Origin of the sequence: Nitrosomonas halophila, assembly GCF_900107165.1 — a bacterium.
Taxonomy (GTDB): domain Bacteria; phylum Pseudomonadota; class Gammaproteobacteria; order Burkholderiales; family Nitrosomonadaceae; genus Nitrosomonas; species Nitrosomonas halophila.
Genome location: NZ_FNOY01000016.1, coordinates 14,709 through 39,054 on the forward strand (window position 1 = coordinate 14,709; position 24,346 = coordinate 39,054).

Annotated in this window: 21 protein-coding genes and 1 tRNA gene; 11 read left to right on the forward strand and 11 right to left on the reverse strand. The window is 54.1% G+C overall.

Translation table 11 applies throughout. The annotated features are described in order from the left end of the window. The first annotated feature begins 68 nt into the window (after nt 1–68). Nucleotides 69–2,255: a copper-transporting P-type ATPase gene (locus BLV85_RS05690; protein ID WP_245725102.1), complete on the forward strand. Its 2,187-nt coding sequence runs from the start codon at nt 69–71 to the stop codon at nt 2,253–2,255. An 18-nt stretch (nt 2,256–2,273) separates the two neighbouring features. On the opposite strand, the gene BLV85_RS05695 is transcribed toward BLV85_RS05690, so the two are convergent. Together BLV85_RS05695 and BLV85_RS05700 are read right to left on the reverse strand one after the other, a co-directional pair. Beyond that, nucleotides 2,274–2,954, reverse strand: a complete 681-nt coding sequence (locus BLV85_RS05695) for a potassium channel family protein (RefSeq protein ID WP_090413155.1) — start codon at nt 2,952–2,954, stop codon at nt 2,274–2,276. After that, nucleotides 2,954–4,417, reverse strand: a complete 1,464-nt coding sequence (locus BLV85_RS05700; protein ID WP_090413156.1) for a TrkH family potassium uptake protein — start codon at nt 4,415–4,417, stop codon at nt 2,954–2,956. Before BLV85_RS05700 ends, BLV85_RS05695 begins: the two co-directional genes overlap by 1 nt. Before the next feature lie 150 nt (nt 4,418–4,567). Here BLV85_RS05700 and glgP point away from each other — a divergent pair, with 150 nt between their 5' ends. After that, nucleotides 4,568–7,138 carry an alpha-glucan family phosphorylase gene (glgP, locus tag BLV85_RS05705; protein ID WP_090413157.1) on the forward strand — a complete coding sequence of 857 codons (2,571 nt, stop codon included), beginning with the start codon at nt 4,568–4,570 and terminating at the stop codon, nt 7,136–7,138. A 17-nt stretch (nt 7,139–7,155) separates the two neighbouring features. Here glgP and BLV85_RS05710 read toward each other — a convergent pair whose 3' ends face one another. Then, nucleotides 7,156–8,181: a phytanoyl-CoA dioxygenase family protein gene (locus tag BLV85_RS05710; RefSeq protein ID WP_143032293.1), complete on the reverse strand. Its 1,026-nt coding sequence runs from the start codon at nt 8,179–8,181 to the stop codon at nt 7,156–7,158. Nucleotides 8,182–8,225: 44 nt separating this feature from the next. Between BLV85_RS05710 and BLV85_RS15785 the strand changes: the two genes are divergently transcribed. Next, entirely contained in the window at nt 8,226–8,351 is a 126-nt protein-coding gene (locus tag BLV85_RS15785) for a hypothetical protein (protein ID WP_281245721.1), read from the forward strand. A gap of 31 nt (nt 8,352–8,382) precedes the next feature. On the opposite strand, the gene BLV85_RS05715 is transcribed toward BLV85_RS15785, so the two are convergent. Continuing rightward, on the reverse strand, nt 8,383–9,555 hold the full coding sequence (locus BLV85_RS05715; RefSeq protein WP_090413161.1) for an EAL domain-containing protein: 1,173 nt from the start codon (nt 9,553–9,555) through the stop codon (nt 8,383–8,385). A gap of 582 nt (nt 9,556–10,137) precedes the next feature. On the opposite strand from BLV85_RS05715, the gene BLV85_RS15135 reads away from it, so the two are divergent. The 3 genes from BLV85_RS15135 (at nt 10,138) to BLV85_RS05730 (ending at nt 13,669) form a co-directional block, all read left to right on the forward strand. Then, the gene (locus BLV85_RS15135; RefSeq protein WP_176973945.1) at nt 10,138–10,275 is read left to right on the forward strand and encodes a hypothetical protein; all 138 of its coding nucleotides are present in this window, start codon (nt 10,138–10,140) and stop codon (nt 10,273–10,275) included. A 297-nt stretch (nt 10,276–10,572) separates the two neighbouring features. Then, a complete protein-coding gene (locus BLV85_RS05725) occupies nt 10,573–12,612 on the forward strand; it encodes a two-component system sensor histidine kinase NtrB (RefSeq protein ID WP_176973946.1) in 2,040 nt (679 codons plus the stop codon). Nucleotides 12,613–12,619: 7 nt separating this feature from the next. Next, a complete protein-coding gene (locus BLV85_RS05730) occupies nt 12,620–13,669 on the forward strand; it encodes a response regulator (RefSeq protein WP_090413170.1) in 1,050 nt (349 codons plus the stop codon). A 59-nt stretch (nt 13,670–13,728) separates the two neighbouring features. Here the strand turns inward: BLV85_RS05730 and BLV85_RS05735 are convergent. After that, nucleotides 13,729–13,804: transfer RNA gene (locus BLV85_RS05735), tRNA-Thr, on the reverse strand. A 370-nt stretch (nt 13,805–14,174) separates the two neighbouring features. Here BLV85_RS05735 and BLV85_RS05740 point away from each other — a divergent pair. Further along, entirely contained in the window at nt 14,175–14,459 is a 285-nt protein-coding gene (locus tag BLV85_RS05740; RefSeq protein ID WP_090413173.1) for an Lpp/OprI family alanine-zipper lipoprotein, read from the forward strand. Between the two features lie 99 nt (nt 14,460–14,558). Here the strand turns inward: BLV85_RS05740 and BLV85_RS05745 are convergent, their stop codons facing one another. From BLV85_RS05745 to BLV85_RS05770, 6 genes are read right to left on the reverse strand one after another with little or no spacing between them, the layout of a single operon-like run. Continuing rightward, nucleotides 14,559–15,665: a L,D-transpeptidase family protein gene (locus BLV85_RS05745; protein WP_090413175.1), complete on the reverse strand. Its 1,107-nt coding sequence runs from the start codon at nt 15,663–15,665 to the stop codon at nt 14,559–14,561. Next, entirely contained in the window at nt 15,649–16,815 is a 1,167-nt protein-coding gene (locus tag BLV85_RS05750; RefSeq protein ID WP_090413177.1) for a Kae1-like domain-containing protein, read from the reverse strand. Before BLV85_RS05750 ends, BLV85_RS05745 begins: the two co-directional genes overlap by 17 nt. After that, on the reverse strand, nt 16,778–17,665 hold the full coding sequence (gene hypB / locus BLV85_RS05755) for a hydrogenase nickel incorporation protein HypB (RefSeq protein WP_090413179.1): 888 nt from the start codon (nt 17,663–17,665) through the stop codon (nt 16,778–16,780). Before hypB ends, BLV85_RS05750 begins: the two co-directional genes overlap by 38 nt. 11 nt (nt 17,666–17,676) lie before the next feature. Further along, nucleotides 17,677–18,024, reverse strand: coding sequence for a hydrogenase maturation nickel metallochaperone HypA (gene hypA, locus BLV85_RS05760; protein WP_176973947.1), 348 nt, complete (start codon nt 18,022–18,024; stop codon nt 17,677–17,679). Further along, nucleotides 18,017–18,511: a hydrogenase maturation protease gene (locus BLV85_RS05765; RefSeq protein WP_090413181.1), complete on the reverse strand. Its 495-nt coding sequence runs from the start codon at nt 18,509–18,511 to the stop codon at nt 18,017–18,019. Before BLV85_RS05765 ends, hypA begins: the two co-directional genes overlap by 8 nt. A 12-nt stretch (nt 18,512–18,523) precedes the next feature. Further along, complete coding sequence (locus BLV85_RS05770; RefSeq protein ID WP_245725103.1) at nt 18,524–19,552, reverse strand: patatin-like phospholipase family protein; 1,029 nt, start codon at nt 19,550–19,552, stop codon at nt 18,524–18,526. A gap of 336 nt (nt 19,553–19,888) precedes the next feature. On the opposite strand from BLV85_RS05770, the gene BLV85_RS05775 reads away from it, so the two are divergent. From BLV85_RS05775 to spt, 4 genes are all read left to right on the forward strand, one after another. Continuing rightward, nucleotides 19,889–21,676 (forward strand): fatty acyl-AMP ligase, encoded by a 1,788-nt coding sequence (locus BLV85_RS05775; RefSeq protein ID WP_245725104.1) that lies wholly within the window; start codon nt 19,889–19,891, stop codon nt 21,674–21,676. Nucleotides 21,677–21,773: 97 nt separating this feature from the next. Beyond that, complete coding sequence (locus tag BLV85_RS05780) at nt 21,774–22,697, forward strand: NAD-dependent epimerase/dehydratase family protein (RefSeq protein ID WP_090413186.1); 924 nt, start codon at nt 21,774–21,776, stop codon at nt 22,695–22,697. Nucleotides 22,698–22,846: 149 nt separating this feature from the next. Continuing rightward, nucleotides 22,847–23,104, forward strand: coding sequence for an acyl carrier protein (locus BLV85_RS05785; RefSeq protein WP_090413188.1), 258 nt, complete (start codon nt 22,847–22,849; stop codon nt 23,102–23,104). Next, a complete protein-coding gene (gene spt / locus BLV85_RS05790) occupies nt 23,101–24,288 on the forward strand; it encodes a serine palmitoyltransferase (RefSeq protein ID WP_090413191.1) in 1,188 nt (395 codons plus the stop codon). Before BLV85_RS05785 ends, spt begins: the two co-directional genes overlap by 4 nt. Nucleotides 24,289–24,346: the final 58 nt, after the last annotated feature.

Below are 24,346 nucleotides of genomic sequence, written 5' to 3' on the forward strand. Positions count from 1 at the left end.
TTAACCGGCAGTTGCTGGGTGTTGCAAGACTGGTTGCAGATATGGAAGGCTTATCACAAGGAGGTTGTATGCGTTCACAAGATTGTCATCATGAACACAAGCCAGGCGAGCGTCCGGCGCAATCTGCATCCGCTGTGGGTGCAGACGGGATCTACACCTGTCCGATGCATCCCGAGATTCGGCAGAAAGGTCCTGGCGATTGTCCGATTTGTGGCATGGCGCTGGAAGCGGAAGCGATCACCGGAGAAGAGGGTGAAAATCCCGAGTTGACCGATATGCGCAAAAGGTTCTGGATCGGCCTGATATTGACGCTGCCTGTTTTTATTCTGGAAATGGGTGCGCATGTGGCCGACATGCAACGTTACGTCAGCGCGAGCTTGTCTGGCTGGATCCAGCTGGTGCTGGCGACGCCCGTGGTGCTGTGGGCGGGGCGTCCTTTCTTCGCGCGCGGCTGGATTTCTTTGACAACGCGCAAATTGAACATGTTTACCCTGATCGCCATGGGGATAGGCGTGGCCTGGTTGTACAGCATGGTGGCGGTATTGGCGCCGGGTGTTTTTCCCGACGCTTTCCGGCAGGCGGATGGCACGGTGGCGGTCTATTTCGAGGCGGCAGCCGTTATCACGGTGCTGGTTCTGCTGGGCCAGGTGCTGGAACTCAAGGCGCGCGAGCGGACAGGCGGCGCGATTCGTGCATTGCTGGATCTGGCGCCCAAGACCGCCCGCCGGCTGGGTGATGAGGGAGAGGAGGATGTGCCGCTGGCGCAGATTCAGGTGGGGGATTTGTTGCGTGTGCGGCCGGGTGAAAAAATTCCCCTGGACGGTGTCGTGACAGAAGGACGTAGTGCCGTGGATGAATCGATGGTGACAGGGGAATCCATGCCAGTGAAGAAAGTGCCGGACAGCCAGGTGATCGGTGGCACGATCAATCAAACCGGCAGTTTCGTGCTGCGCGCCGAGCGCGTGGGCAAGGATACGATGCTTTCACAAATCGTGCAGATGGTTGCCGAAGCACAGCGCAGCCGTGCTCCGATCCAACGCCTGGCCGACCATGTTTCCGGTTGGTTTGTGCCAGTGGTGATAGCTATCGCGCTGCTGGCTTTTGTCATCTGGTCGCTGGTCGGGCCTGAGCCTGTCTTCAGTCATGCCCTGATTGCCGCAGTCAGTGTTTTGATTATCGCATGTCCTTGCGCGCTGGGGCTGGCCACACCCATGTCGATCATGGTGGGTGTCGGCAAGGGTGCGCAAGCGGGCGTGCTCATCAAGAATGCCGAAGCGCTGGAGCGTATGGAGAAAGTCGATACATTGGTGATCGACAAGACCGGCACCTTGACCGAAGGCAGACCCACCGTGACCCAAGTCGTGGTCACAGCGGGTATGACTGAAGACAGCTTGTTGGCACTTGCCGCCTCGCTGGAGCAGCAGAGCGAGCATCCGCTCGCGCATGCCATTGTCACGGCTGCGAGGGAGCGGTCACTCGATCTGGCCACTGCAGAAGAATTCGACTCGCCAACCGGCAAGGGCGTGGTCGGGAAAGTCGGGGACCAGGCGGTTGCGCTCGGCAATGCCATGCTGATGGCAGAACTGGCCATCGATGTTGCCTCACTTGCGGAGCAGGCCGATGGGCTGCGTGCGGACGGTGCAACGGTCATCTATATGGCTGTGAACGGCCGTCCTGCCGGGTTGCTGGCAATTGCCGATCCGGTCAAGGCAACGACTGCGGCCGCAATCGAAGCATTGCAGCAACAGGGTATCCATGTCGTGATGCTGACCGGGGATAACCGCCGCACTGCCGAGGCGGTTGCCAAAAAGCTGGGGATTGATGCAGTCGAATCGGAGATCCTGCCCGAAGACAAAGGGAAAATTGTCGAGAAACTGCGTGCATCAGGACGGGTGGTGGCCATGGCCGGCGACGGTACCAACGATGCACCGGCCCTGGCAGCAGCCGATGTCGGTATTGCCATGGGAACCGGTACCGATGTTGCGATGGAGAGTGCAGGCATCACGCTCCTCAGGGGAGACCTGACCGGCATTGTGCGTGCCCGCAAGTTGTCGATAGCCACCATGCGCAATATTCGCCAGAACCTGTTTTTCGCGTTTGTTTACAATGCCGCCGGTGTGCCGATCGCGGCGGGTGTGCTCTATCCGTTCTATGGTCTTTTGTTGTCGCCCATTTTTGCAGCTGCTGCGATGTCGCTCTCTTCAGTCAGCGTGATTGGAAATGCGTTGAGATTGCGCTTCACTTTGCTGCAGTGATTGAGCCGGGCATGATCGTTATGAGGACAAAGGCCCTGCCTGCTTGAGTTTGGGCGCATCGATAAAGCGTTTGCGGAGTATGGGGATTTGCTTGCTATGCGTGATCAGGACCACTTCGTCATCGTTCCTGAGTTTCATTTCCGTATCGGGCAGCATGAAGTCCCCGTTACGGTAGACGCATATCAGGCGCGCATTGTCTGGTAGCGCCAGGGCTGAAACTGGCCCTGCCAGGCTCTCGTTAATGACGAAGGAGAGCACCCTGGCCTCGCCTTTGATGATCGAGGATGATTCAAGGAGGTTCTGGCCTTCCGCCATGTCGGCGAGAAAGCTGCCGATTGTGCGTGCCGGCACGATGATGTTGTCCAGTCCCAGCTCAATGGCGATATGTTCGAACTCCGGATCCTCGAGTTTAGTGATGACTCTGGGGAAATTGAGCGAATGGGCGACCAGACTCGCCAGAATGTTTGCCTGGTCGTTGGCAGTCATGCAGTAGACGATGCTGGTGGTTCTGGCATCCACTTCGCGCAGAATATCCGGCCGTGTCCCATCGCCGAGTATAAAGCCGCAGTCCAGCTGGCCGGCCAGCTCATCGATACGGTCTTTGTTTTTTTCTATGATCACCACGTCATGGCCACGATGGATAAGCTGCCTGACTGCCATGACAGAGGTCGCGCTGGCACCGATAAAGACCAGTTTCATCAAATTTTCCTTGTCTTGATCCAGGTTGCGGGATAGAGCAGTATCAGCAATGCAATAATCTCAAGCCGTCCAAGCAGCATATCCATGCATAGTACGATCTTGAGCCAGCTGGACAATTCTGGCTGCGTGATCCCGCTCGACAGTCCAACCGTGCCGATGGCGGATACCACTTCAAACAGGGCCTTCAATGTATCATGGCCTGCGGCAACAAAGGCAAGCCAGGAGCAGAATATCACGGAGATAAACAGCAGAATCAGTGCGAGCGCACGGATGACTTCATCATGATCGAGATACTCCCTGCCCAGCTTTTGTTGAATGACGGCATGGGGTGCAAGGGTGATGCGTTGCATGATCAGCCGGATCAAATGGGCGAAAGTGACCAGCCGCAGTAATTTGATGCCGCCAGCGGTCGAGCCCATAGAACCGCCGACAAACATGGCGAAAATCAATATCAGCAACATGTCATGGCTCAGTCCGGTCAAGGGGAGGGTGGCGAAACCGGCTGTGCTTTGTGCGGAAATGGCCAATAGCGGAGCATGCCATAATGCTTCGGACCAGGGGAGATTCAGTTGCCAGATGAACATGCCGCCCAGTGTCAGACTGATGATGAGGCTCAGAATCAGTAAAGCGCGCAGCTGAATATCGTGAATGAAGGCTTTCCAGTCGCGTCGCTGGAGACGCTGATACAAAAGTATGGGCAGTGCACCAAACAAGCATGCCGTGATGACAGCGAGGGCCGCGAGTTTGTTCTCGAAGCCGGCCAGGCTATTGTTATAGCCGGAAAAACCACCGGTCGAGACGGCCGCAAACGCATGGATGATGGCGATGAAGACGTCGCCCTGCACTGCCCATATCAGCACAGCCACCAGTGCAGTCAGGATCAGATAGATCTTCAGAATTGTGCGTGCATAGGTGCGTGTGGAACTGGCCAGATCCTCGCTTTCATCCAAATGAATCAGGCGTCTTGCGGCAATACCGGGGCGGACAAGCAGTGCAACCGTCAGCACGACAATACCGAGTCCACCTATCCATTGCATGTAGGCGCGTGCGAAAATGAAGGTGGGCGGCATGGATTCTATATCCGCAATCGTGGTCAAACCCGTGGTCGTGACGGCCGAAATGGTTTCGAACAGGGCATCGATAAAGGTCAGCCCCGCACCGCTGAACGTGATGGTCATGATGAGCGGTGTGATGATGAACATGAGACTGGTAATGACCAAACCTTCATTTGCCTGAATGTCTGCCGGTGCATCCAGCCGGGATAACAGCGCGCCACCCAGAAAGAGCATCAGTTCGATAAGCAGATAGCGTAAGGTGCTATCGAAGTCGCTGAAGTAGAGGGAGACCAGGCAGGGTACAAGTGTCAGGCAGCCCAGTACGACCAGTAATTGGCCGCTATACTTGGCAATGACATCGATTCTGACTACTCTTTGTAACGGCGCAAGTTTGTGATCGAGTAACATGAGTCAACTCCCTGCCAGGATTTACCCTCAAGTAAGGCGCAAATTATCATCCTGCCAGTATGCGATAAAATGAATCGGCCGATCTGAGAATAAGCAGCGTGATATGCTTGTCAAGCAGTTTGTCCATAAAGGAAGGAGCACGAACCCGTCATGAAGACCCCTCGCCTGATGATGCAGTACCAGCAAGATTTGCCTGCCGATCTGTTGCCATTGGTGGAGCAAGTGACCGATTTGGCCACGGATTTGCGCTGGACCTGGAGTCATGCCGGTGATGTGGTTTGGAAGGCGATGGATCCGCAGTTATGGGAGCAAAGCGAGAATCCATTTGTGGTTTTGCAGAACCTGTCGTATGAGCGGCTGGAAAAACTGAACCGCAGCGCATCGTTCAAACAGCATCTTGATTTGCTGTCGGAAGCACGCAGGCACTACTGCGAATGCCCTGGTTGGTTTGGGGAGGCACATGCAGAGACCAGGCTCAAGGGCATTGCCTATTTCAGCATGGAATTTGGATTGGGCAAGGCCCTGCCACTGTACGCCGGTGGATTGGGTGTGCTGGCCGGAGATTATCTCAAGGCAGCCAGTGATTTGGCCGTGCCTGTCACTGCGATCGGTCTGCTCTATCAGGAAGGCTATTTCCGGCAGATGCTGGATGGAAATGGCTGGCAGCAGGAAATCTACACTTATAACGACTCCAATAGCCTGCCGCTGCGTCCCGTGTTGACGCGTAATGGTACCTGGCTCTGTATTCCGATCGAGTTGCCCGGACGTACCGTCCGCTTGCATGCCTGGGAGGCGCAGGTGGGCAGGGTGAACCTGTATCTGCTTGACAGTAACAACTTGCTGAACAGTGCGCTTGACCGCGGCATTACCGGCAAGCTATACGGCGGAGGAGAGGAAATCCGCCTGGTGCAGGAGATTGTTCTGGGCATTGGCGGGTGGCGCTTGATCGAAGCCCTGGGGCTGGAAATCGATGTTTGCCATTTGAACGAGGGGCATGCCGCTTTTGTGACGCTTGAGCGCGCCCGCTGCTATATGGAAAAGAAGCGGGTGGATTTCTGGGAAGCGCTATGGGCGACCCGGCCGGGCAATGTATTTACCACCCATACGCCCGTGGCAGCCGGTTTTGATACCTTTCCACGCGAGCTGCTGGCCAAGTATGGTCTGGTCTATGCCGGAAATCTGGGAGTGGCGCCGGAGGATCTGGTGGCGCTGGGCCGCAGCAATGCGAAAAATGGCGATGAGTTTTTCAACATGGCCTATCTGGCGGCGCGAACCTGCGGCCTGATGAACGGTGTCAGCCGCCTGCATGGCCAGGTCAGTCGGGGCATATTCCAGGACCTGTATCCCCACTGGCCCCAATGCCAGGTGCCGGTAAGTTATGTGACCAATGGCGTGCATGTGCCATCATGGGATTCTCCGTGGGCAGATGATATCTGGACGGAGACTTGCGGCAAGGGCCGCTGGCTCGGTAGCGAGGAAACGCTGGCCGCCGCGATCGAGGCGCTGGACGATACGACACTCTGGACATTGTGCGGTCAGGAGCGTGCCGATCTGGTGCGCCACACCCGGCAACGCTTGCGCTTGCAGCTCGGCCAGGGGGGTGCGCAGCTGCATCTCATCGACCAGGTTGACCGGATTCTGGATCCCAACGTTTTGACACTTGGATTTGCGCGCCGCTTCACTGCCTACAAACGTCCTAACTTGTTGCTGCGTGATTCTGACAGATTGATCAGACTGTTGACGCATTCAGAACGGCCGGTGCAGCTGGTTGTCGCGGGCAAGGCCCATCCTGCCGACAAGGAAGGCAAGCGTTTCATTCAGGCCTGGGCACAGTTTGCCGCCCAACCGGCGGTGCGCCAGCATGTCGTTTTCCTTGAAGACTATGACATTGCCTTGGCGCAGGAGCTGGTGCAGGGAGTGGATGTGTGGATCAACACGCCGCGCCGGCCATGGGAAGCAAGCGGCACCAGTGGTATGAAAGTACTGGTTAACGGGGGATTGAATCTTTCCGAGCTGGATGGCTGGTGGGCAGAAGCCTATACCCCGGAAGTAGGCTGGGCGTTGGGTGATGGCCAGGAGCATACCGAACCCGAGTGGGAGGGTGTGGAAGCGGAGCAGCTCTATCGTCTGCTGGAAGAGGAGATCGTGCCGATGTTTTACGATCGCGATGCCACTGGCATTCCCCGGGCCTGGGTTGCCCGCATGCGTGCCAGTATGGCCGGTCTTACGCCTCAGTTCAGCAGTAACCGGATGGTGCGTGAATATGTCGAGAAGTTGTATCTGCCTGCGGCCAGTGCTTTTCAGCAACGCACTGCCGAAGGTAGCGAGGTTGCCCAGGCGTTGCGTTTATGGGACGAGCAGTTGAGGTGCAATTGGCATGAGATTCATTGGGGCAATCTGAGCGTGTCTCCAGAACAGGGCGGCTGGGTCTTTGAAGTGCAGATCTATTTGGGGGAGGTAGTGCCCGATGCCGTGCAAATCCAGCTTTACGCTGATCCAGATGGGATGCAAGCGCCTGTCTGCGAGGTGATGACGCGTCATGCCAGCATCCCGGGCGCTTTGCATGGGTATCTTTATCGTTGCCAGGTGCGCACGGCACGCCCTTACACGGATTTCACGCCACGCTGCGTGGCGTTTCATCCCGCTGCGCTTATCCCGATCGAGAACAATCTGATTCACTGGTGGTCGGGAACGGCCAACTTGCTCGCAACCAGCGCATAACATCATGATTTCGTCATTCAGTCTGTTTGATGGCCATAGACGCGCAGCACTGCCTGGGTCGACTGAGGGAGGGTGTCCCAAGCCTGCCGGGTTTGCGCATGCAGACGATCGTGCGCCCGCTTGTTGCCGGGAACCAAATAAGTGGAATGGCGCGTGGTGTAGTGAATCATCAACACTCTGCGCTCGATACCGGCTTGCATCCTGGAGCCGTGGTGATAACACCTGGCCGTGTCGGTCAGGAACATATCGCCACTTTTGCCCGTCAGTGATAAAAAATGGGGGCGGAAGGGTTCAAATAACGCTTCGTCTCTGACCTTTTCGGAAGAGGCGGGGCCGAGTTTTTCGGCAACCTGGTCGGAGTATCTGGTAGGCAGAATGATGGTGGGGCCGTTGGCTGGCGTGATTTCGGAGCACAGCAGCCAGAGCTTAAGTGTCGTGATGTCCTCTCTGTCGATATGCCATAGCTGACTGCCTTTCAGGCTGTTTGTATTCGATGCGGGCGGCGGGGAATACATGGCCGTGATGTTCCAGAGTACCGGGCAGCTTCCAATATAACGGGCCACTGCGCCGAGTATGTAAGGCGCGGTAGCGAGTTGAAAACAAGGGTTGTCAGGTGCGTAGTCCTTCAATGAAGATGTTTCCGCCAGGTATGGCTTGGCATTCATCTGCATGCTGGCGCCCGCGATGAAGTGTTCGATACGGGCATGCGTGTCGGCAATGCAGGCCGGTGCCAGCTGATCCTGTATGTCTAGGCGTGCCGCACCCATTTGCGGATCAACCGCAAGCGTCGTGGGGCAGGCCTCCAACAGTTGTGCGTAGTGTTCGCGTTCCTTTTTTTGTACTTCGGCAGGCAGGCTGGTTGCAATTTTCTCGACCAGCTTGGCTCTGTGTGCGCGTGACAAAAGGTTGTTGTTGCCAAGAAAGCGGTGCAGCTTGATATGGCGGGGCGCATTGATATAGCGGACATCGGAGATGTTCCTGGCCCAATTGAAGATTCTGCGGGCTTTGATTTTGGCACGGTCTTTGAATATTGCGAGGTCCACGTTGCGCTCCCAGTTGCGAAGGATCAAGAATCCAGCCGCGAGTGATGGAAAAAGTCAATGCTTTTTTGAGTGGGGTGACTGTACTGAAAGCATCCGGGGTTGTCAAACCAGGTGTTGTAACGATGAAAGCAACAGCTTGTGCTTTTGATGCCAATACATGGGCTGCATGAATGGTGACCCAATGCGCCAGCCGGGGTGGTTTCAATCTGGAAACAAATCACGGGCCGGCTGTGGCGGGCCGAAAAAATGGCCCTGAGCGAGCGCTGCGCCACATTGCTTGAGCGCGTCGGCCTGGTAGGCATGTTCCACGCCTTCGCCGAGCGTGATGCCACCCAACCGGGTAATGGCCTGAATGGTTCTCGATATCTCACGCTCAACACCGTCTTTGCGGCCGATACGGCTGATCACAGTGATGCACAGTTTGATGATTTCCGGGCGCAGTTCCTCGACAGTAGTCATATCGAAGAAACCGCATCCCGTATCATCCAATGACAGTTTGAATTGCGTGTGCCGCAGCTCATTCAGCGTGACATGCAGCCGCACCGCCGATTCGATCGGCAGGTGTTCGGTCAGCTCGAATACGACCCGTGACAGCAGCGGCGTGATGACCGGATTGGCGAGGTATTGCTGCAACAGGGAGGACATGAACAGTCCCGGGCCTAGGTTGACTGAAATCCAGAAATGGGAAGGAATGCGGGGCAGCCAGTCGAATGTGCGTTTGAGACAGGCAAATTCGAGTGCTTGCGTCATGCCGAATTGATGCGCCGCAGTAAACAAGGCATCCGCGCTGTGCAAGGCTGAATCGGCCGGCCCGCGTGTCAGGGCTTCATAACCGACGATGGTTTGGTCTGCGAGTGAGCATATCGGCTGGAAATGGCATTCCAGCCGATCGCGTTCGATCAGATCCTGTAAAAGTGCCTGAGTCTCGGTGCCGTGCAGCACCGGATTGACTTTGGGCGGCGCCAGAAGTGCAAGATCGATCGCTTGATCGATCGATGCCGGGTGGGTATTTTCGGGCGCAGGCAGAATCAAAATTCTGAAATCCTGGCGGCTGCCCGTTGCCTGGCCGAGATTCTCCAGTAGCAGTGCATGCATTTCTGCTGTCCCTACTGCCTGCAGCACTGGGATTTGCTCCAGCATATCGAAAGGCATCAAGGTTTCCTTCAGGCCGAATAGTGCATGCCAGCGGCCGAAATACGCGCTGGTGATCGGCCGGTATAGCCGGTATTTCTGTAGCAGCCTGTCCGACATGCGTCGAATGTCGCGAGTCAAATCGGCATAGGCGAACTTGGCGATTGCTTCACCGAATATTGCTTCAAACCGGCCTGGCTGATTCAGTTGTACGACGAAAAGATAAAGCTGGTTGTTTGGCATGTTCGCCTCCCTTGCGCCGGAACGGGTTCGGAATCGGTGGTTGCGCGTGTTCCAAGTGCTCCGTTCCGTCAATTAGCTTACAAATGAAGTCGTTGGATTCGCCTCCTAGGCGCAAACCGCAGTCATATAGCCGTAGCTATGGCGAGAATTTGCAATAGCGCATGACAGGCGAAGGCGCGATTTCATGTAAGCGGTTTGGCGGAACGGAGTAGTAGGATAATCATACGCCTAATCTCGCAAGAGTGAGCGGATCAAACGGGGCGCCTAAGAGATTGAATGGTTGGGAATTCCGACTTTCCACAATCATGCTGGGCACGTTTGTGCGTGCGTGTTGCGCGGTTTTGCCCTGAGGCTGAAAAGCGTTCAGAGGCAAAATTGATAGTTTACCGAAGGGCTGGTCTGACACAGGTGTTTCTGGGGGGGGCTAATTATCATGAACCCGCTGCATGGCAGGGGTGGAATAGCAGCCCTAAACTCGCGCTTATTTGCGTTTTGCAGCAGCCGGACGCATTCTATATTGCACATGTGCCTCTCCAAGCACAACGCGACCCACACATACAGTTGCCCAGGAGCGTGTTGGGCGTGGCAACCAGGATCCTGGGAATCTGCTTGAGTTTGCTCGCCGATCTCGATGCTACGGTCAAGGCAGTGCTGACCGATCCGCAAGCATTCAAGGCGAGTCCGCTGCCTCTTGTCAGCGAGGTAGCTGATTGGTTGTAGCGCGCCCCTGGAAGCACTATCTGTTTCAGGGGCGCTTCGTCATTCACCCGTCATTTGAACTGACGCATTCCGCAAATAACCATCCAATCGGGTGTTAAACCCGCATTTTCATCTTGTTGTCTCGAACTAGAATGTAGCCAGAAGGTAATGCGCCCCCCTGGCCACACATGACCAGGTGGGATCAACTGTGAACTGTGGTTTGTTCGTTTGAACTTCGCGATGACTGTTCAGCCTGTCAACTAAAAGAATGAAATGATATCGTTTCTCGATTATATGAGTATACGCAGGAAACTGATTATGGTTTTTGTGGTTTCCCTGCTGTTGGTGCTCACGCTTATCAGTGCCGGAATTTTTCAGATGATCTGGGTGAAAAGAACACTCAATGCTGAATTTTACAATGCGATCTCAGAGATGCATTATTCGCTTACCCTGAAGAGTGTGCTGGAGCAAAGCCGGATTCAGCTGCTGACATTGCTGCTTGAACAAAATAACCGTAACCTGATTCAAGAACATCAGGCGATCAAACGTTCAACGGAGCTTATCAACCATACGCTGGGCGTTTTGCTGCATGAGGATGGTGACAAGGCACGGGAGATCCATGCGCAACGGGATGCGCTCAAGGCAATATGGGATCAATTTGTGCTGACTCGGGACGAAGAAATCTTTCCCGCTTTGTTCCGGGGGGAAAACCGCACGGCGCTTGAATTGGTCATGGGAAAGCAGAGAGAAAGGTACGAGACCTTTATGGCGCTGGCGGACGCGCTGGTCGAGAAAACCAGTCGAACCGCCGGAAATACTCAGGCCTTTCTGGAGCATATGCTCCTGCAGACGATCACGCTGTATGTGATCGTTGCCCTGCTTGGGCTGTCTCTGGCGACGATATTGGTTTATCGATTCACAGGAAATATCTTTGCAAGATTCAATACGATCGTTTCAAGACTGGAAGGGTTTAAAAGAGGAGAAAAACCCGCCTGCTCCGATCCTGGGAAGATCAGGAAAGATGAGCTCGGCAATTTCGAACATATGCTGGAACATTTTCTGGTGGAGTTGTATGAGCATCGAATAGAGCATGAGCGATTTCTGTTGTTGCTGCAGTCGGAAATGGAGGAAAACCGGAAGAAAAAAGATGCATTGAAAAAGAGTGAAGAAAAATACAGGGCTTTGGTTGAGACCACGACTGACTGGGTGTGGGAGGTCAATGCCGATCTGGTCTACTCCTACGCAAGTCCGAAAGTGGAAAACTTGCTTGGCTACAAGCCGGAAGAAATCATCGGGCAATCCCCTTTTGCCTTGATGCTGCCTGAGGAAGCGGCAAGAATATCCAAAGACTTCGCCGAGATTTTTGAGAAGCATCTGCCCATTTTTAATCTGGAAAACAGGAATTTGCATAAGGATGGTCATGTCGTGGTGCTGGAATCGAGTTGTACGCCGTTTTATGACTCTTATGGTGTCTTTCTGGGTTACCGTGGCATAGACCGGAATGTCACTGCAAGGAAAGAAGCCGAGGAGGAAGCAGCAGCTATGCGGGAACAGCTTCTCCAATCCGAAAAAATGGCTTCTGTCGGGTTGCTCGCTGCCGGTGTTGCGCATGAGATCAATAATCCGGTTGGCTACCTCAGCAGCAATCTTTATGCCTTAGCGGAAGATATCTCAAAAATCCGTGCTGCTTTCCGGGGCAATAAAGCATTGCTGCATGCACCAGAGCGTGGCGGCCAACATGCGGTCAAGCTGGGCGAGACTGAGTGGATTCGTGATATGGATGCGACTTTGCAGGAAATGGCGCAGATCGTCAATGAATGCAAGGATGGACTGGAGCGGATACAATCGATCGTAACGGGGCTTAAAGGCTTTTCGCATAGAGAAGCGGATGAGGCGAAAGCATACGATATCAACCAGTGTATCGAGGATGCGGTCAGGCTTTCCTGGCATGAGGTGAAATATGGCGCCAGTCTTGAGAAGGCGCTGCAGGCGCTGCCACGGGTCTGGTGCAAGCCGCGGCAGATTACCCAGGTCTTGGTGAATATGTTGCTCAATGCCGTTCAGGCGATGGAGCAGGGTCATATCAAAATCAAATCCTGGGCCAGCAGCGACTGCAAGGAAGTGTTCGTCAGCATAGAAGATAATGGGCCTGGTATCAGCAAGGAGATGCAAAGACGGATATTCGATCCCTTCTTTACCACCAAACCGGTTGGCCAGGGCACTGGCCTGGGTCTTTCGGTCGCTTATGGGATTGTTTCCGGGCATGGCGGCAAGATTCAAGTGAAGAGCGCGCCGGGAGGCGGTGCGGCTTTTGTGATCAGCCTGCCGGTAATGAATAATTTTGCCAGCACAGAATAGGAGTGGTATGCGTGACACAATCATGATCGTTGACGACGAGCCTAACATTCTCAATGCCCTGGGGCGCTTGTTTAGAAGAGAGGGAGTCGATGTCATCACCGCTGAAAGCGGGGAAGCCGGTCTTGAGCTGATCAGAAAGCATCAGGTGGCGGTGGTGATTTCGGATCAGCGGATGCCGGGAATTGATGGCGTGGAGTTCCTGCAGCGATTCATGGCCGTATCGCCGGATACCATCAGGTTCATGCTCACGGGTTACGCCGACATGAAATCGGTTCTGGATGCGATCAATCGGGGAGAGGTGTACAGATTCATTACCAAGCCTTGGGATGATGAAAAACTCAAATTGGTCGTCGGCGAGGCGTTGGAAAAACATCGTGTGACGGTGAGCAGCAAGAAACTTGGCGATGCGATAAGAGGACAATACTTACGCATGCTTGAGCTGAATCAGCAGCTCGGCACTGAAATTGAGACAAAAACAAAATGTATCGAAGCGAATTTTTCGATATTTGTCGAGCTCTGTGCCGATATGATCATGCTGCATGACAGGTGTTCTGGTGAGCATGCAAGGCGCGTGGCGGTGCTCGCTGAAAAACTGGCGTTAAAACTTGGAAATGGCGAAGCGGACGCAGAAGCTATCCGGGCGGCAGCCTTGCTGCATACTATCGGAATGGGGACTGCTCCCGGTCAGGCATGCACACAGGCCAATGAGGAGGCGTCCGCCAGTGCGCGAACGCCGTATGGGGGCAATGGCGCGCTATCCCGAGAGCTGCTCGTGAAAATGGATACGCTCAATCAGCAGGTGAGTACCATCATGCGCAGTTATGCGGAGCGTTGCCAGCTTGATCAATATTGTGATCTGTCGCAGGGGAAAGCGGTTCATCCTGGCGTGAAGATTATCGTGGTCTGCAAAGCATACGATGAACTCAGGCATCGTTCTCGTCCATTCTCCAGATCTGAAGCGCTGGCGAGGATTGAAGCCGGACGGAATAAAAAATATGACCCTGCCGTGATTGATGCCTTGGCTGAATGTGTGACGGAGGAGGCATCCCTGCTTTGACCGGCTTGATTGTTATAGTCAGGGCTGCTCGTGCAGTGTAACTGGTGCCTGCTTGTATGTGGTGCCGCAGAGAGGAGTCGAACCTCCGACTTGCTGATTACGAATCAGCTACTCTACCAACTGAGTTACTGCGGCAGCAGGCAAGGCTGTGAAGCTGCCTTTTTGTCAATGCCATAAACCCGGCGATTATAAAGCTTTATTGAGATGTGAGCAAATGCTGCTATTGGGCTCCGCGGATGGATTTTTATAATTCTGGTGTGTTGATTCTGTCCGGTGCAAGCATGTAATTTTATTCATCGGTATCAAAAATCAATAGCGGGATGATAATATGATGGAGAAATAGTGGCTATTGTCTTGGTTCTGTTTTTGGTGTTCAATTTCAGCAACTGGAATGAGCATTAATGTGCTGGTGCATCAATCAGGTTGATTTTAACCGTTTGTTTTGTGTTGTAAATCGAGCTGTACATGGGTTGTTTGACTGATGTTTTTAATCAAGGAGATAAATATGAATAAGCAAAACACCTTAACAGTATCTGCTTTACTTGGCGTGTGTGTCATCTTGTCGGGGTGCGCGACGACCGGTGACTTCAATGCACTCAAGGCGCGTGTTGATGCACTGGAGGCCAATGTCTCGGCTGCGCAGTCGGATGCTGCGGCAGCGCGTGCTGCGGCCAATGATGCGGTCAATATTGCGAATCAGGCGATGGACAAAGCGGCAGAAGCAAATGCACGTTCCCTGGATACCGAAACCAAGATTGATCGCATGTTCAAACGGGCGATGCATAAATAAATTTTCAGATTTTCCCGGATTCTGCTTCGCTGTCCGGCCGCCTGCTTTCAGGGTATAGCGGCTGGGAGCGAGTAGAATCTGGGGCTGTATGCTCCGGGTTTAATCTTCGGAAATCAGTCTCGGTATGCCGTTGCGCTCCTGTATCGCCAAGTCGAGCGCCTCCTGGTCGATCCTAACGAACTTGATGGTTTGGCCGCGCGCATCCCGGGTGGTTTTGTCCAGAAATTCGACAATTGTGTCATGCACCATATGGATATAGTCGGCCGGTGCGACCTCTTCTTCCTCCAGTGGCGGGTGGAGCTCGATAAACAGTAGTTTACCTACCCAGCCGAGTTTGATGGGCTGGTTGACTATCTGTACGGGCGTGCCTACCGGTACCATGTCATAGAATTTTTCAATGTCTTCAGGATACATGCGGATGCAGCCATGTGTGACCCGCATGCCGACTCCGAATGGTTTATTGGTGCTGTGTATGAGGTAGCTGGGTATTCCCAGGTAGAGTGCATAACGGCCCAGCGGATTGTCAGGACCTGGTGGTACCACGTCAGGTAATGGCGGGCCGCCTTCCGCTATGGCTTTCTCGCGCAGAGACTGGGGCGGGGTCCAGGTCGGGTCTTTCTGTTTTCTAGCGATAGTGGTCCGGCCAAGCGGTGTATTCCAATCCATTCTGCCTATGCTGATAGGATGCGTGATGATTTGCGGTTTCTGTCCTTTTTCCGGCTTGGGGAAGTAATAGAGCCGCATTTCCGGTAGATTGATCACTATTCCAGTACGCTCTGCCGCTGGGATGATGAATCGCAGGGGCAGGATGACCTCGTCGCCATCTTGCGGTAACCAGCGGTTGATATGTGGATTGGTCAGCAGGATCTCATCCTGGCCGATACCATAACGCCGGGCGATATCAAGCAGTGTTTCATCGCGGCTGGCAAGCGTGGTCTGGACTTCGCCAATAAGATCCACGTCACGAGGCGGGAGTACCCAGCTGTTGGCGTGCACACTCCCGAGAAACAAAGCGGCCAATAATGCACACCACAGTCGTGGACCGGTTTCGGGGAGACGCCGCAGGTTTTCGCCAGGACGTGACGGAGCCAGCCGTGGTGATCTGCCGTTATTTGATTTTGACAACCTCCTGGATGGATTGGCTGTGTTGGCAGCAACAGTCTTGAAGTGCTTCACTGTGTCCTTAACCTTAATAAGTACGCGCATGTTTGTTAAATGTTTTCATATGATGTGCTGCTATCCATGCCTGACCTAACGAGATAGCGCTGTCATCCGGTAATAATCGTTCGGCAGACAGCACTTTCAGGCCCTGTCGGGTGAGCAGATTGACCAATTGCTGGGAGAGCAGCTTGTTGTGGAAGCAACCGCCGCCCAGTGCGATGTGCGATAGTTGGTGCTGCCTCGCAGCCAGTACCGCCCATTCGGCCAGTCCCGCAGCGAGCGTAGCATGAAAAACTGCCGCCGCGTGACGGGTGTCGTGCTGGTTGCTGAGCCAGCTGATCAGCGGCGTGAAGTCAAGTATATTATCTTTATGGATTTGATGGCCTTGCGACAAAGGCGCCGATAAGTGGCCGTATTCACTGGCCAAATTTTGCAGTTTTATGGCCGCTTGCGCTTCATGTGCTTGAACCGGTGCAATATTCAGCAATCCTGCGGCGGCATCGAATAACCGTCCCATGCTGGAAGTCGAGGGGCAGTGCAGTTTTTGCTGCAGCATGGTGGTGACCGTGCCTGCTGCCGATTGATCGGGAAATCTGCGCATAATTTCATCGACACGTCCCAGGTGATGCAGCGCAGCGGCCGCCATGCGCCAGGGTTCGCGTGCCGCGCGATCTCCGCCTGGCATGGCCAATGGTTGCAAATGCCCGATGCGTTCGAAGGTGGCGCCCGCACTGTACAGCAGCTCACCCCCCCAGGGGGTGTGGTCTGTTCCCAGTCCTACGCCATCCAGCGCAATACCGATCACTGCCTGAGTGATGCCATGTTCTGCACAAAGTGCGCCAATGTGTGCGTGATGATGTTGTACCGCAATCACCGGCAGGTTGTGTTGGTTTGCATAATAATGGGCGAATTGGGTGCTATAAAAATCAGGATGCAGGTCATGGGCGATACACTCGGGCCGGGTGCCAACGGTCGCAATCAGCCTGGTGATGGTGTCAGTGTATGCTTGGCAGGCATCAGCGCTATCCAGATCCCCAAGCAAGGGGGAGACATAAGCGGTGCGACCGCTTATCAGGCAAACCGTATTCTTCAGCCAGGCGCCGCACGCCAGTGTTGCAGGCGCATCAAACGGCAGTTCAATGGCAATCGATGGCGATTCAGTCAGAATTGGGGGGCGACTTGATTGGGTGCGCATTTGGGCTTGAGTTCCTGATCCAGTCCAGCCATACGGGCATACCTTCGCCGCTGGTGGCTGAGATTTGAATAATCTGGAGAGATGGATTGACGCGGCGCGCATAGTGTATGGCAAGCGCTGGATCGAAATTCAGGTAAGGGAGCAGGTCGCATTTGTTGAGCAGCATGAGACTGGCCGCCCGGAACATATCCGGATATTTAAGGGGCTTGTCTTCTCCTTCGGTAACGGACAGCACCACCACCTTGTGCGCTTCACCCAAATCGAAGGCAGCCGGGCAGACCAGGTTGCCCACATTTTCGATCAGCAACAGGCTTTGCTCGTCAGGTGCAAGCTGGAGAAGTGCCTGCTCGATCATCTGCGCGTCCAAATGACATCCTTTGCCGGTATTGATCTGTAGCGCGGATACGCCGGTTGCGCGGATACGTTCGGCATCCTGGTCGGTTTGCTGGTCACCTTCGATTACAAAGATGGGCCGGGTATCCTGCAGGGCGCGAATGGTTTGGATCAGCAGTGTGGTTTTGCCGGAACCCGGGCTGGAAACCATATTGAGTGCAAGGATGTCATGTTCGGCCAGGTAAAGGCGATTTGCCTCGGCGTATTGATTGTTTCTGGAGAGGATGTCGCGTTCGATACGGACCATGCGTGACTGGCTGATGCCGGGTGCATGTGTGCCCGCAATGCCTGCGCCAAAATCGATCAGATCCGGCTGAGGTGCAGTGGATGGATCGGGTGCTGGCCGGGCAGCCGAGGGTGGGCGATACCGTATTGGGCCTTTGGTCTTGCGCAGGCCGTTGTGAGATGATTTGCCGGGTGAAATTGAGCTGCTGCCACATCCGCAAGTGGTACACATACTTTTGCTCCCTATTCGACTTCCAGTTCCTTTATTCGTAAGCTGTCGCCGCCCGTGACCGCAACGCCATAGCTGCCGCACCGGGGACAGGCATCATAGACTGTCGTTAAAGATACCTTATTTTGACAATTGTGGCACCAGCCGTCGCCCGGTAGCCGGATGATTTCCAGCTGGGCGCCATGGGCGAGACTATGGCTGTGCTGGGTAATGCTGTCAAAACAAAAACGTAGTGCTTCGATTTCCACACAGGAAAATTGACCGATTTCCAGCCAAATGGTTTTGACGCGAGTGAAAGATTGCTGCCGGGCTGCATCTTCTATGATGGCCAGCACTTCGGTCGCGAGAGACATTTCATGCATGCTGTTCGCGTGCGGGCGGGGGGGGGGCTGGCATTGCCACCTCCAGGTTGCGCGCCTTGCAGGCCTGTATGGCCCATTGGGAGGCAATTTCCAAATTTGCGGCGGCACCGGCGCTGAGTGTGGCGCCAAGGTCAAATTGATATCCCCGGATTTGCAGCAGGAAAACTTTGGGCGGGGCGGTTCGAAAATGCTGTGTGTAGAGATATAACAGGGCTGCAGGTGTCATTGCATGCGTCGAGTAGCTGTTGTCTTTTGCCGGCAGGACTCTTGAGTATTTGCAGGGCGGATGACACGAACAATCGGCGTCGATGAACAGGATCTGGTCGTGGGCAGCCAAATCCGTGACATGTTCAATCTGTAATTGCATATCGTTCTGGCAGCAGACCTGTTCCAGGCCGAGCGCCTCGATGCGTTCGACCAGCTCGGGCCCAAGCATGTCATCTCCTCGACCAGGGTTGCCATATCCAAATATAAGTAGTTTTGTCATGCTTCAGGTCGTCTAATTACTTTTGTGGCGGCCGATAATTGGTCGGCGCTTGTGTGTTTGAAATACGGCGGGATCGAGTGTGGACAGTGCCTGCAGGGCGCTTTGATAACTTCTTTCGATGATTTTGTCGGCCTGATCGAAAGCCAGAAAATGCACGTCGCCAAGTGGCGGCTGGATGACTAGATCAGGCGGATCAACTTTCATCCGGCTTTCAGTGATCTTGGCTGCCATGATGTTGATCGAAGAAAGAATGATTTCGAAAATATTCAGTCCCGTATCCATTTCAAGCCATTTCTTGAGGCGTGTGGAAGTGGAATGATCCAGTGTGGACATGACTTGTTTGAAGTGCTGCATGGCCTGCAGTACTGATACGGATGTATCGTTGTGCATTGGATGCATCGCAGTGTTGTCCATTGATGAATGGGCGGCTGTTTCTGCTTTTTGAGTTAAGGAAGAAAGGGGCTTCTTGTCCCTGCTATAGGGCGCTTCATGATTCAGGTCGATTGCAATCACAAAATCTGCGCCCATTGCACGCGCCACGCTTACCGGGACCGGGTTGACGAGGCCACCATCCACCAGAATGTGTTCATCGCTATAAACTGGAGTGAAGATGCCTGGTACAGCAATGCTTGCGCGAATGGCATTCATCAGGTCGCCTGTGCCGAGCGCAATCTCTCTGGCAGTGAGAATGTCAGTTGCCACAGCCTGGAAAGGACGCGGTAATTGCTCGATTTCTCTGATTTCCAGGTGTGTGCTGACGAAATCCATGACTTTTTTGCCATCCATCAATCCTGATTTGGGCAAGGTCAGGTCTAGCAGCGAAACCAGCTTTTTCCAGTCAAAGGTTCTAAAGCTGGATTCGAGGGCATCAAGATTGCCTGCGGCGTATACGGCACCCACTAAAGCGCCAATGCTGGAGCCTGCGATCAAGTCCACTTTCATGCCATGTGCCTCGATGGCACGTAGGGCGCCGATATGCGCGAGTCCGCGTGCGGAGCCGCTGCCAAGCGCCAGGCCGATTGTTATATCTGATGCAATCAATGTAGAGGGGATGAATGGTTTTTGCATAAATATGCGAATGGATCTATTGCCATCTGTTGTATTAAAACAACGCCAAATGTAACGTTATCTTGACAGTCAAGCTGCCCTTATATAAGCTCGCTGCTCAAATAATTATGTTCAAATATGACACACTTGTTATAAACAGGCAATGAGAGGGTATTCGCAAGCATTTGAGTGGATTAAGAAATTAGTTTCAACACTTACTCTGAAATACGTTGCGCTGAATACGCCCGGCTTTATCAAACAAGTTGGCCAGACCAATATTTCTAGGGGAAGATCTTGAGTTCGACAATAACCACGTTGGGCGTTCCGCTAATGCTAAAAACTGATTCTCAGCCTTCCAACATAGATCTCGATTCAGCAACGCCTACCCTCCATTTGCTGTCACAACGGAGAGCAGACTTCACGACCTTGGTGGAGGCATTGGAATATGCCGCACAAGGAGACACAGGGTACAACTTCTACGATGCCAAAGGCCGGTTGCGCGCCGTGCTGACCTATCGTGAGCTGCGTGCGCGTGCACAAGCGACAGCAAAACGGCTTTCCGGTCTAGGGCTGGCGCGTGGCAGCCGGGTCGCCTTGGTTGCTGATACAACGCCTGAATTTATTGAGATATTTTTTGCCTGCCGGTATGCAGGGCTGGTGCCGTTTGCTATGCCGGTACCGGTCAATCTCGGCAGCCATGCGATCTATGTACGGCAGCTCCAGGGAATGCTTGAGAGCAGCCAGGCAAGTGTTGCAGTCGCTGGGCTTGATTTTGTCGGATTTCTTGAAGAAGCAGCGAGCGGGGAGAACGACAATGCGCTCAAATGGTGCGGAACACCGGCGCAGCTGAATCTGTTGCCTGAAGCCAACGTGACTTTTGCTGCCAATTCTCCGGAAGAAACCGCCTATCTCCAGTTTACTTCGGGCAGCACGCGCGCGCCGCGCGGTGTAGTGATTACCGAGCGTGCGCTGATGAGCAACCTGCGTGGAATTGTCTGTAATGGATTGAAAGTCCGGCAGGGCGATCGTTGCGCTTCATGGCTGCCTTTTTATCATGATATGGGACTGGTGGGTCTGGTGCTGGCACCCTTGGCAGCGCAATTGTCCGTTGATTATCTCGCTACCCGCGATTTTGCGGTTCGGCCGTTGCAATGGCTGAGATTGATCAGCCGTAATCGCTGTACGATCGCTTTCAGCCAACCCTTTGGACTTAAATTATGCACCCTGCGCGCACGGGAGTCGGATCTGAAGGAGCTTGACCTGAGCTGTTGGCGCGCGGCAGGTGTGGGTGCGGAGATGATCCGGGTAGATACGCTAAAAAGTTTTGCCGCCAAGTTTTCTGCGGCGGGGTTTGATGAGCGTGCCTTCCTGCCCTGCTATGGTCTGGCAGAATCGACCCTGGCCGTCTCCTTTCCGGCGCTTGATCAGGGAGCACAAAGCCTGTGTGTGGATACCAAAACATTGGTTGAAAAGAAAATGGCGGTACGCGTGCAGGCAGACGGTAGAAAGTTCAATGAATTTGTCAATTGTGGCCGACCCCTGTCGGGACACGTAGTCAAGATCGTCGATGAGGATGGCCAGGAATTGCCGCATATGATGGTTGGAAGTGTCTGGGTCAGGGGTGATAGCGTCATGGACGGTTATTTCAATAACCCGGCTGAAACCACCAGAGCAATTAAACCAGGCGGCTGGCTGGATACCGGCGATATTGGTTTTGTGTTCGAGGGGGATTTGTATATCACAGGCCGGCGCACCGACGTGATTATTGTCAACGGCCGGAACATCCGGGCTCAGGATGTGGAAGAGCTGGCGGAACAGCAACCAGAGGTGAGAAGCCGTGAAGCATCTGCTTTCGGTGTCAGCGACCGTGATGGCTCGACGATCGTTGTGTTGGTCATAGAAACTCGGCTGGCGTCGGCGGATGACCGGCAATCGCTGATCAACCGGCTGCAACAAATGATTTATATGGCATTCGGCGTGAATTGCCTGGTTGAACTCGTGCCACCCCATACATTACCCCGGACCTCCTCCGGAAAACTATCGCGTTTTGCCGCCCGCCAGGGGTTCTTGCATCGTACCAATATCGAGAACCTTACTGCTGCGAGTACAGTTGGATAGACGGAGCAGCTTATTGCCTGCTGACATGTAACCAGCGCTGCTGGCGCGGTGGGCTGGCGTGTCAATAGCATTTATTTTTGGAATTTTATAGTCTTATATGGCCCGGACCGTGGCAGTGACGGGCGCTACAGGTTTCATCGGTCGCGCACTGCTGGATAAATTGGTTGCATCTGGATGGGCAGTGCGTGCGCTGACCAGGCGTGCGCTGCCCGGGGATAACCATCCTGCGATCAGCTGGATACGGGGAGATCTTGATGATCTTGCCGCATTGCGCAGCTTGGTGAAAGACGCCCATGCTGTCATCCATTGCGCGGGAGCGGTGAAGGGCAAGTCCTGGCACGATTTTCATCGTGCCAATGTCGTCGGTACACGCAATATCCTGCAAATTGCCGCTGAAGCCGCGCAGGCTCCCAAATTTCTCTACATATCTTCCTTGGCTGCTCGTGAGCCAGGCCTTTCCTGGTATGCACGCAGTAAATTTGAAGCTGAGCAGCTGATGCCCTTATTTTCAGATCGATTGACGCTGGCCGTGTTGAGGCCCGCAGCGGTATATGGTCCGGGTGACAAGGCCTTGCGGCCGCTTTTCCAGTCGATGCGATATGGCATATTTCCTGCGTTGGGGGCACCTGGTAACCGCTTCGGATTGGTGCATGTCTACGATTTGCTGGCTGCAATCAATTGCTGGCTTGATGCTGCGCGGCCCGTCACCGGGACTTATGAAATCGATGATGGCACGCCGGGCGGCTATGATTATGTGACCATTGCCAGAATCGCACAGGCAGTCACGGGCAAGCCCGTCCGCTATTTTTATCTGCCATGGGTGGGCATGCAGTTGATCGCCAACCTGAATTTGTGGCTTGCCCGTCTGTTGAACTATGCGCCGATGCTGACGCCCGGTAAGGTGCAGGAGCTTCGGCACCCTGATTGGGTTTGTGATATATCGCCATTGTTGGCAGCATTGGATAACTGGCATCCTGTCATCCGCTTGCAGGCAGCTTTGCCTGAACTGATCAAATCATAACGAGACCCTGTCGCCATACATTTTCAATATCAAACCTTATCGCTCGAATGCGTAGATTGCCTGCATAGTGGTATCATGCAGCGACCTGGCTCTTGCGCTTCACTTGTCTTGGAAGAACGCACTTTGAGTTGTCCTGAATTCGATCAATCATGTCTGAAATTACTCAAGCACAAATTACCGAACAGCTCTGCCGGCGGCTGGCAGATTTTACCAATGCCGAGATGGAGATTTCTCCCGAAACCAATTTGATTACGCATCTTGCAATCGATTCAGTTAAGCTCCTGAATCTCGTCATGGAGATCGAGGATCATTTTGACATCTCGGTTCCGTTGAATGCACTTGTGGATGTGCTGACAGTCCAAGATCTTTCCAATCTAATTTATAAAATCAAATCAGCGACAAAATGAGCTTGCTCGAAAAACTTGATACTGCTGCGGCAGCCAGAAAGGCGCAGTTACCCGATGGCCTGGGTGCCTTTGGTATCCCCATCGAGGAAACTTATTCCGCGACCGAGGCCAGAATTGGCGGGCGGCGTGTCTTGATGCTGGGCACGAATAACTATCTTGGGCTGAGCTTTACGCCGGAATGCCGGCAAGCGGCGCACCAGGCTATCGATCAGGAAGGTACGGGTACGACCGGCTCGCGCATGGCGAATGGCAATTATTCCGGGCACCGCGCCTTGGAGAAGGAGTTTGCCGAGTTTTATCAGTGCCGTGCATGCATTGTGTTTACAACCGGATACCAGGCCAATCTAGGCACGATCTCGGGATTGGTCGGCGCGGGAGATGTCGTGCTGATCGATGGAGATGCGCATGCCAGCATTTACGATGGCTGCATTCTGAGTGGCGCGGATATCATCCGCTTCCGGCACAACGATATGGCGGATCTTGAAAAGCGGTTGCGCCGCTTGGGGGAACGGAGCCGGAATACGCTGATCATAGTCGAAGGGATCTACAGCATGCTGGGCGATCAGGCGCCGCTGGCCGAGATCGTGAAACTGAAAAATGCCTACCACAGCACCTTATTGCTGGACGAGGCGCATTCGCTCGGTGTCCTGGGTGCGACCGGTCAGGGTCTGGTGGAGAAAACGGGGTTGATCAAGGAAGTTGACTTTATCACTGGCACCTTCAGTAAAAGCCTGTGTGGAATAGGCGGTTTCTGTGTCAGCAATCACCCGCAACTCGATCAGCTGCGCTATGTGAGTCACCCCTATATTTTTACAGCCTCGCCTTCGCCGGCCACCATTGCTTCAACGCGCGCAGCCCTGAAGTTGTTGCGTGACGGACAATTGTTACGTGAACGTTTATGGCGGAATGCGCAACACCTGTATGCATCCCTCAAGGAGATGGGCTATCAGGTGGGCCCTGAGCCCGGCCCGATTGTTGCCGTCATGCTCGACAGCCCGCAGCAGGCTCTGGCCCTATGGAATGGATTGATGGGGGATGATATCTATGTCAATCTGGTGCTGCCTCCGGCCGCGCCGGACGGTAAGTCGCTGGTCCGCTGCAGCATCAATGCCGCACATTCGCTTGAGCAAATCGATCGTGTTTGCGAGACGTTTTCCAGACTGTATGCCAGTCTGGAACGGTAAGCGGCCGATTCGACCCGCTCTGAATCCCGTTCGGTGATTGATGTGCTGCTGAACTCCC

Bases quoted from the DNA above. Each gene is read 5' to 3' on its own strand.
- BLV85_RS05690 (WP_245725102.1), top strand. From the start codon at position 69: ATGCGTTCACAAGATTGTCATCATGAACACAAGCCAGGCGAGCGTCCG.
- BLV85_RS05695 (WP_090413155.1), bottom strand. From the start codon at position 2,954: ATGAAACTGGTCTTTATCGGTGCCAGCGCGACCTCTGTCATGGCAGTC.
- BLV85_RS05700 (WP_090413156.1), bottom strand. From the start codon at position 4,417: ATGTTACTCGATCACAAACTTGCGCCGTTACAAAGAGTAGTCAGAATC.
- glgP (WP_090413157.1), top strand. From the start codon at position 4,568: ATGAAGACCCCTCGCCTGATGATGCAGTACCAGCAAGATTTGCCTGCC.
- BLV85_RS15785 (WP_281245721.1), top strand. From the start codon at position 8,226: ATGGAAAAAGTCAATGCTTTTTTGAGTGGGGTGACTGTACTGAAAGCA.
- BLV85_RS05715 (WP_090413161.1), bottom strand. From the start codon at position 9,555: ATGCCAAACAACCAGCTTTATCTTTTCGTCGTACAACTGAATCAGCCA.
- BLV85_RS05725 (WP_176973946.1), top strand. From the start codon at position 10,573: ATGGTTTTTGTGGTTTCCCTGCTGTTGGTGCTCACGCTTATCAGTGCC.
- BLV85_RS05730 (WP_090413170.1), top strand. From the start codon at position 12,620: ATGCGTGACACAATCATGATCGTTGACGACGAGCCTAACATTCTCAAT.
- BLV85_RS05740 (WP_090413173.1), top strand. From the start codon at position 14,175: ATGAATAAGCAAAACACCTTAACAGTATCTGCTTTACTTGGCGTGTGT.
- BLV85_RS05745 (WP_090413175.1), bottom strand. From the start codon at position 15,665: ATGCGCGTACTTATTAAGGTTAAGGACACAGTGAAGCACTTCAAGACT.
- BLV85_RS05750 (WP_090413177.1), bottom strand. From the start codon at position 16,815: ATGCGCACCCAATCAAGTCGCCCCCCAATTCTGACTGAATCGCCATCG.
- hypB (WP_090413179.1), bottom strand. From the start codon at position 17,665: ATGTGTACCACTTGCGGATGTGGCAGCAGCTCAATTTCACCCGGCAAA.
- hypA (WP_176973947.1), bottom strand. From the start codon at position 18,024: ATGCATGAAATGTCTCTCGCGACCGAAGTGCTGGCCATCATAGAAGAT.
- BLV85_RS05765 (WP_090413181.1), bottom strand. From the start codon at position 18,511: ATGACAAAACTACTTATATTTGGATATGGCAACCCTGGTCGAGGAGAT.
- BLV85_RS05775 (WP_245725104.1), top strand. From the start codon at position 19,889: ATGCTAAAAACTGATTCTCAGCCTTCCAACATAGATCTCGATTCAGCA.
- BLV85_RS05780 (WP_090413186.1), top strand. From the start codon at position 21,774: ATGGCCCGGACCGTGGCAGTGACGGGCGCTACAGGTTTCATCGGTCGC.
- BLV85_RS05785 (WP_090413188.1), top strand. From the start codon at position 22,847: ATGTCTGAAATTACTCAAGCACAAATTACCGAACAGCTCTGCCGGCGG.
- spt (WP_090413191.1), top strand. From the start codon at position 23,101: ATGAGCTTGCTCGAAAAACTTGATACTGCTGCGGCAGCCAGAAAGGCG.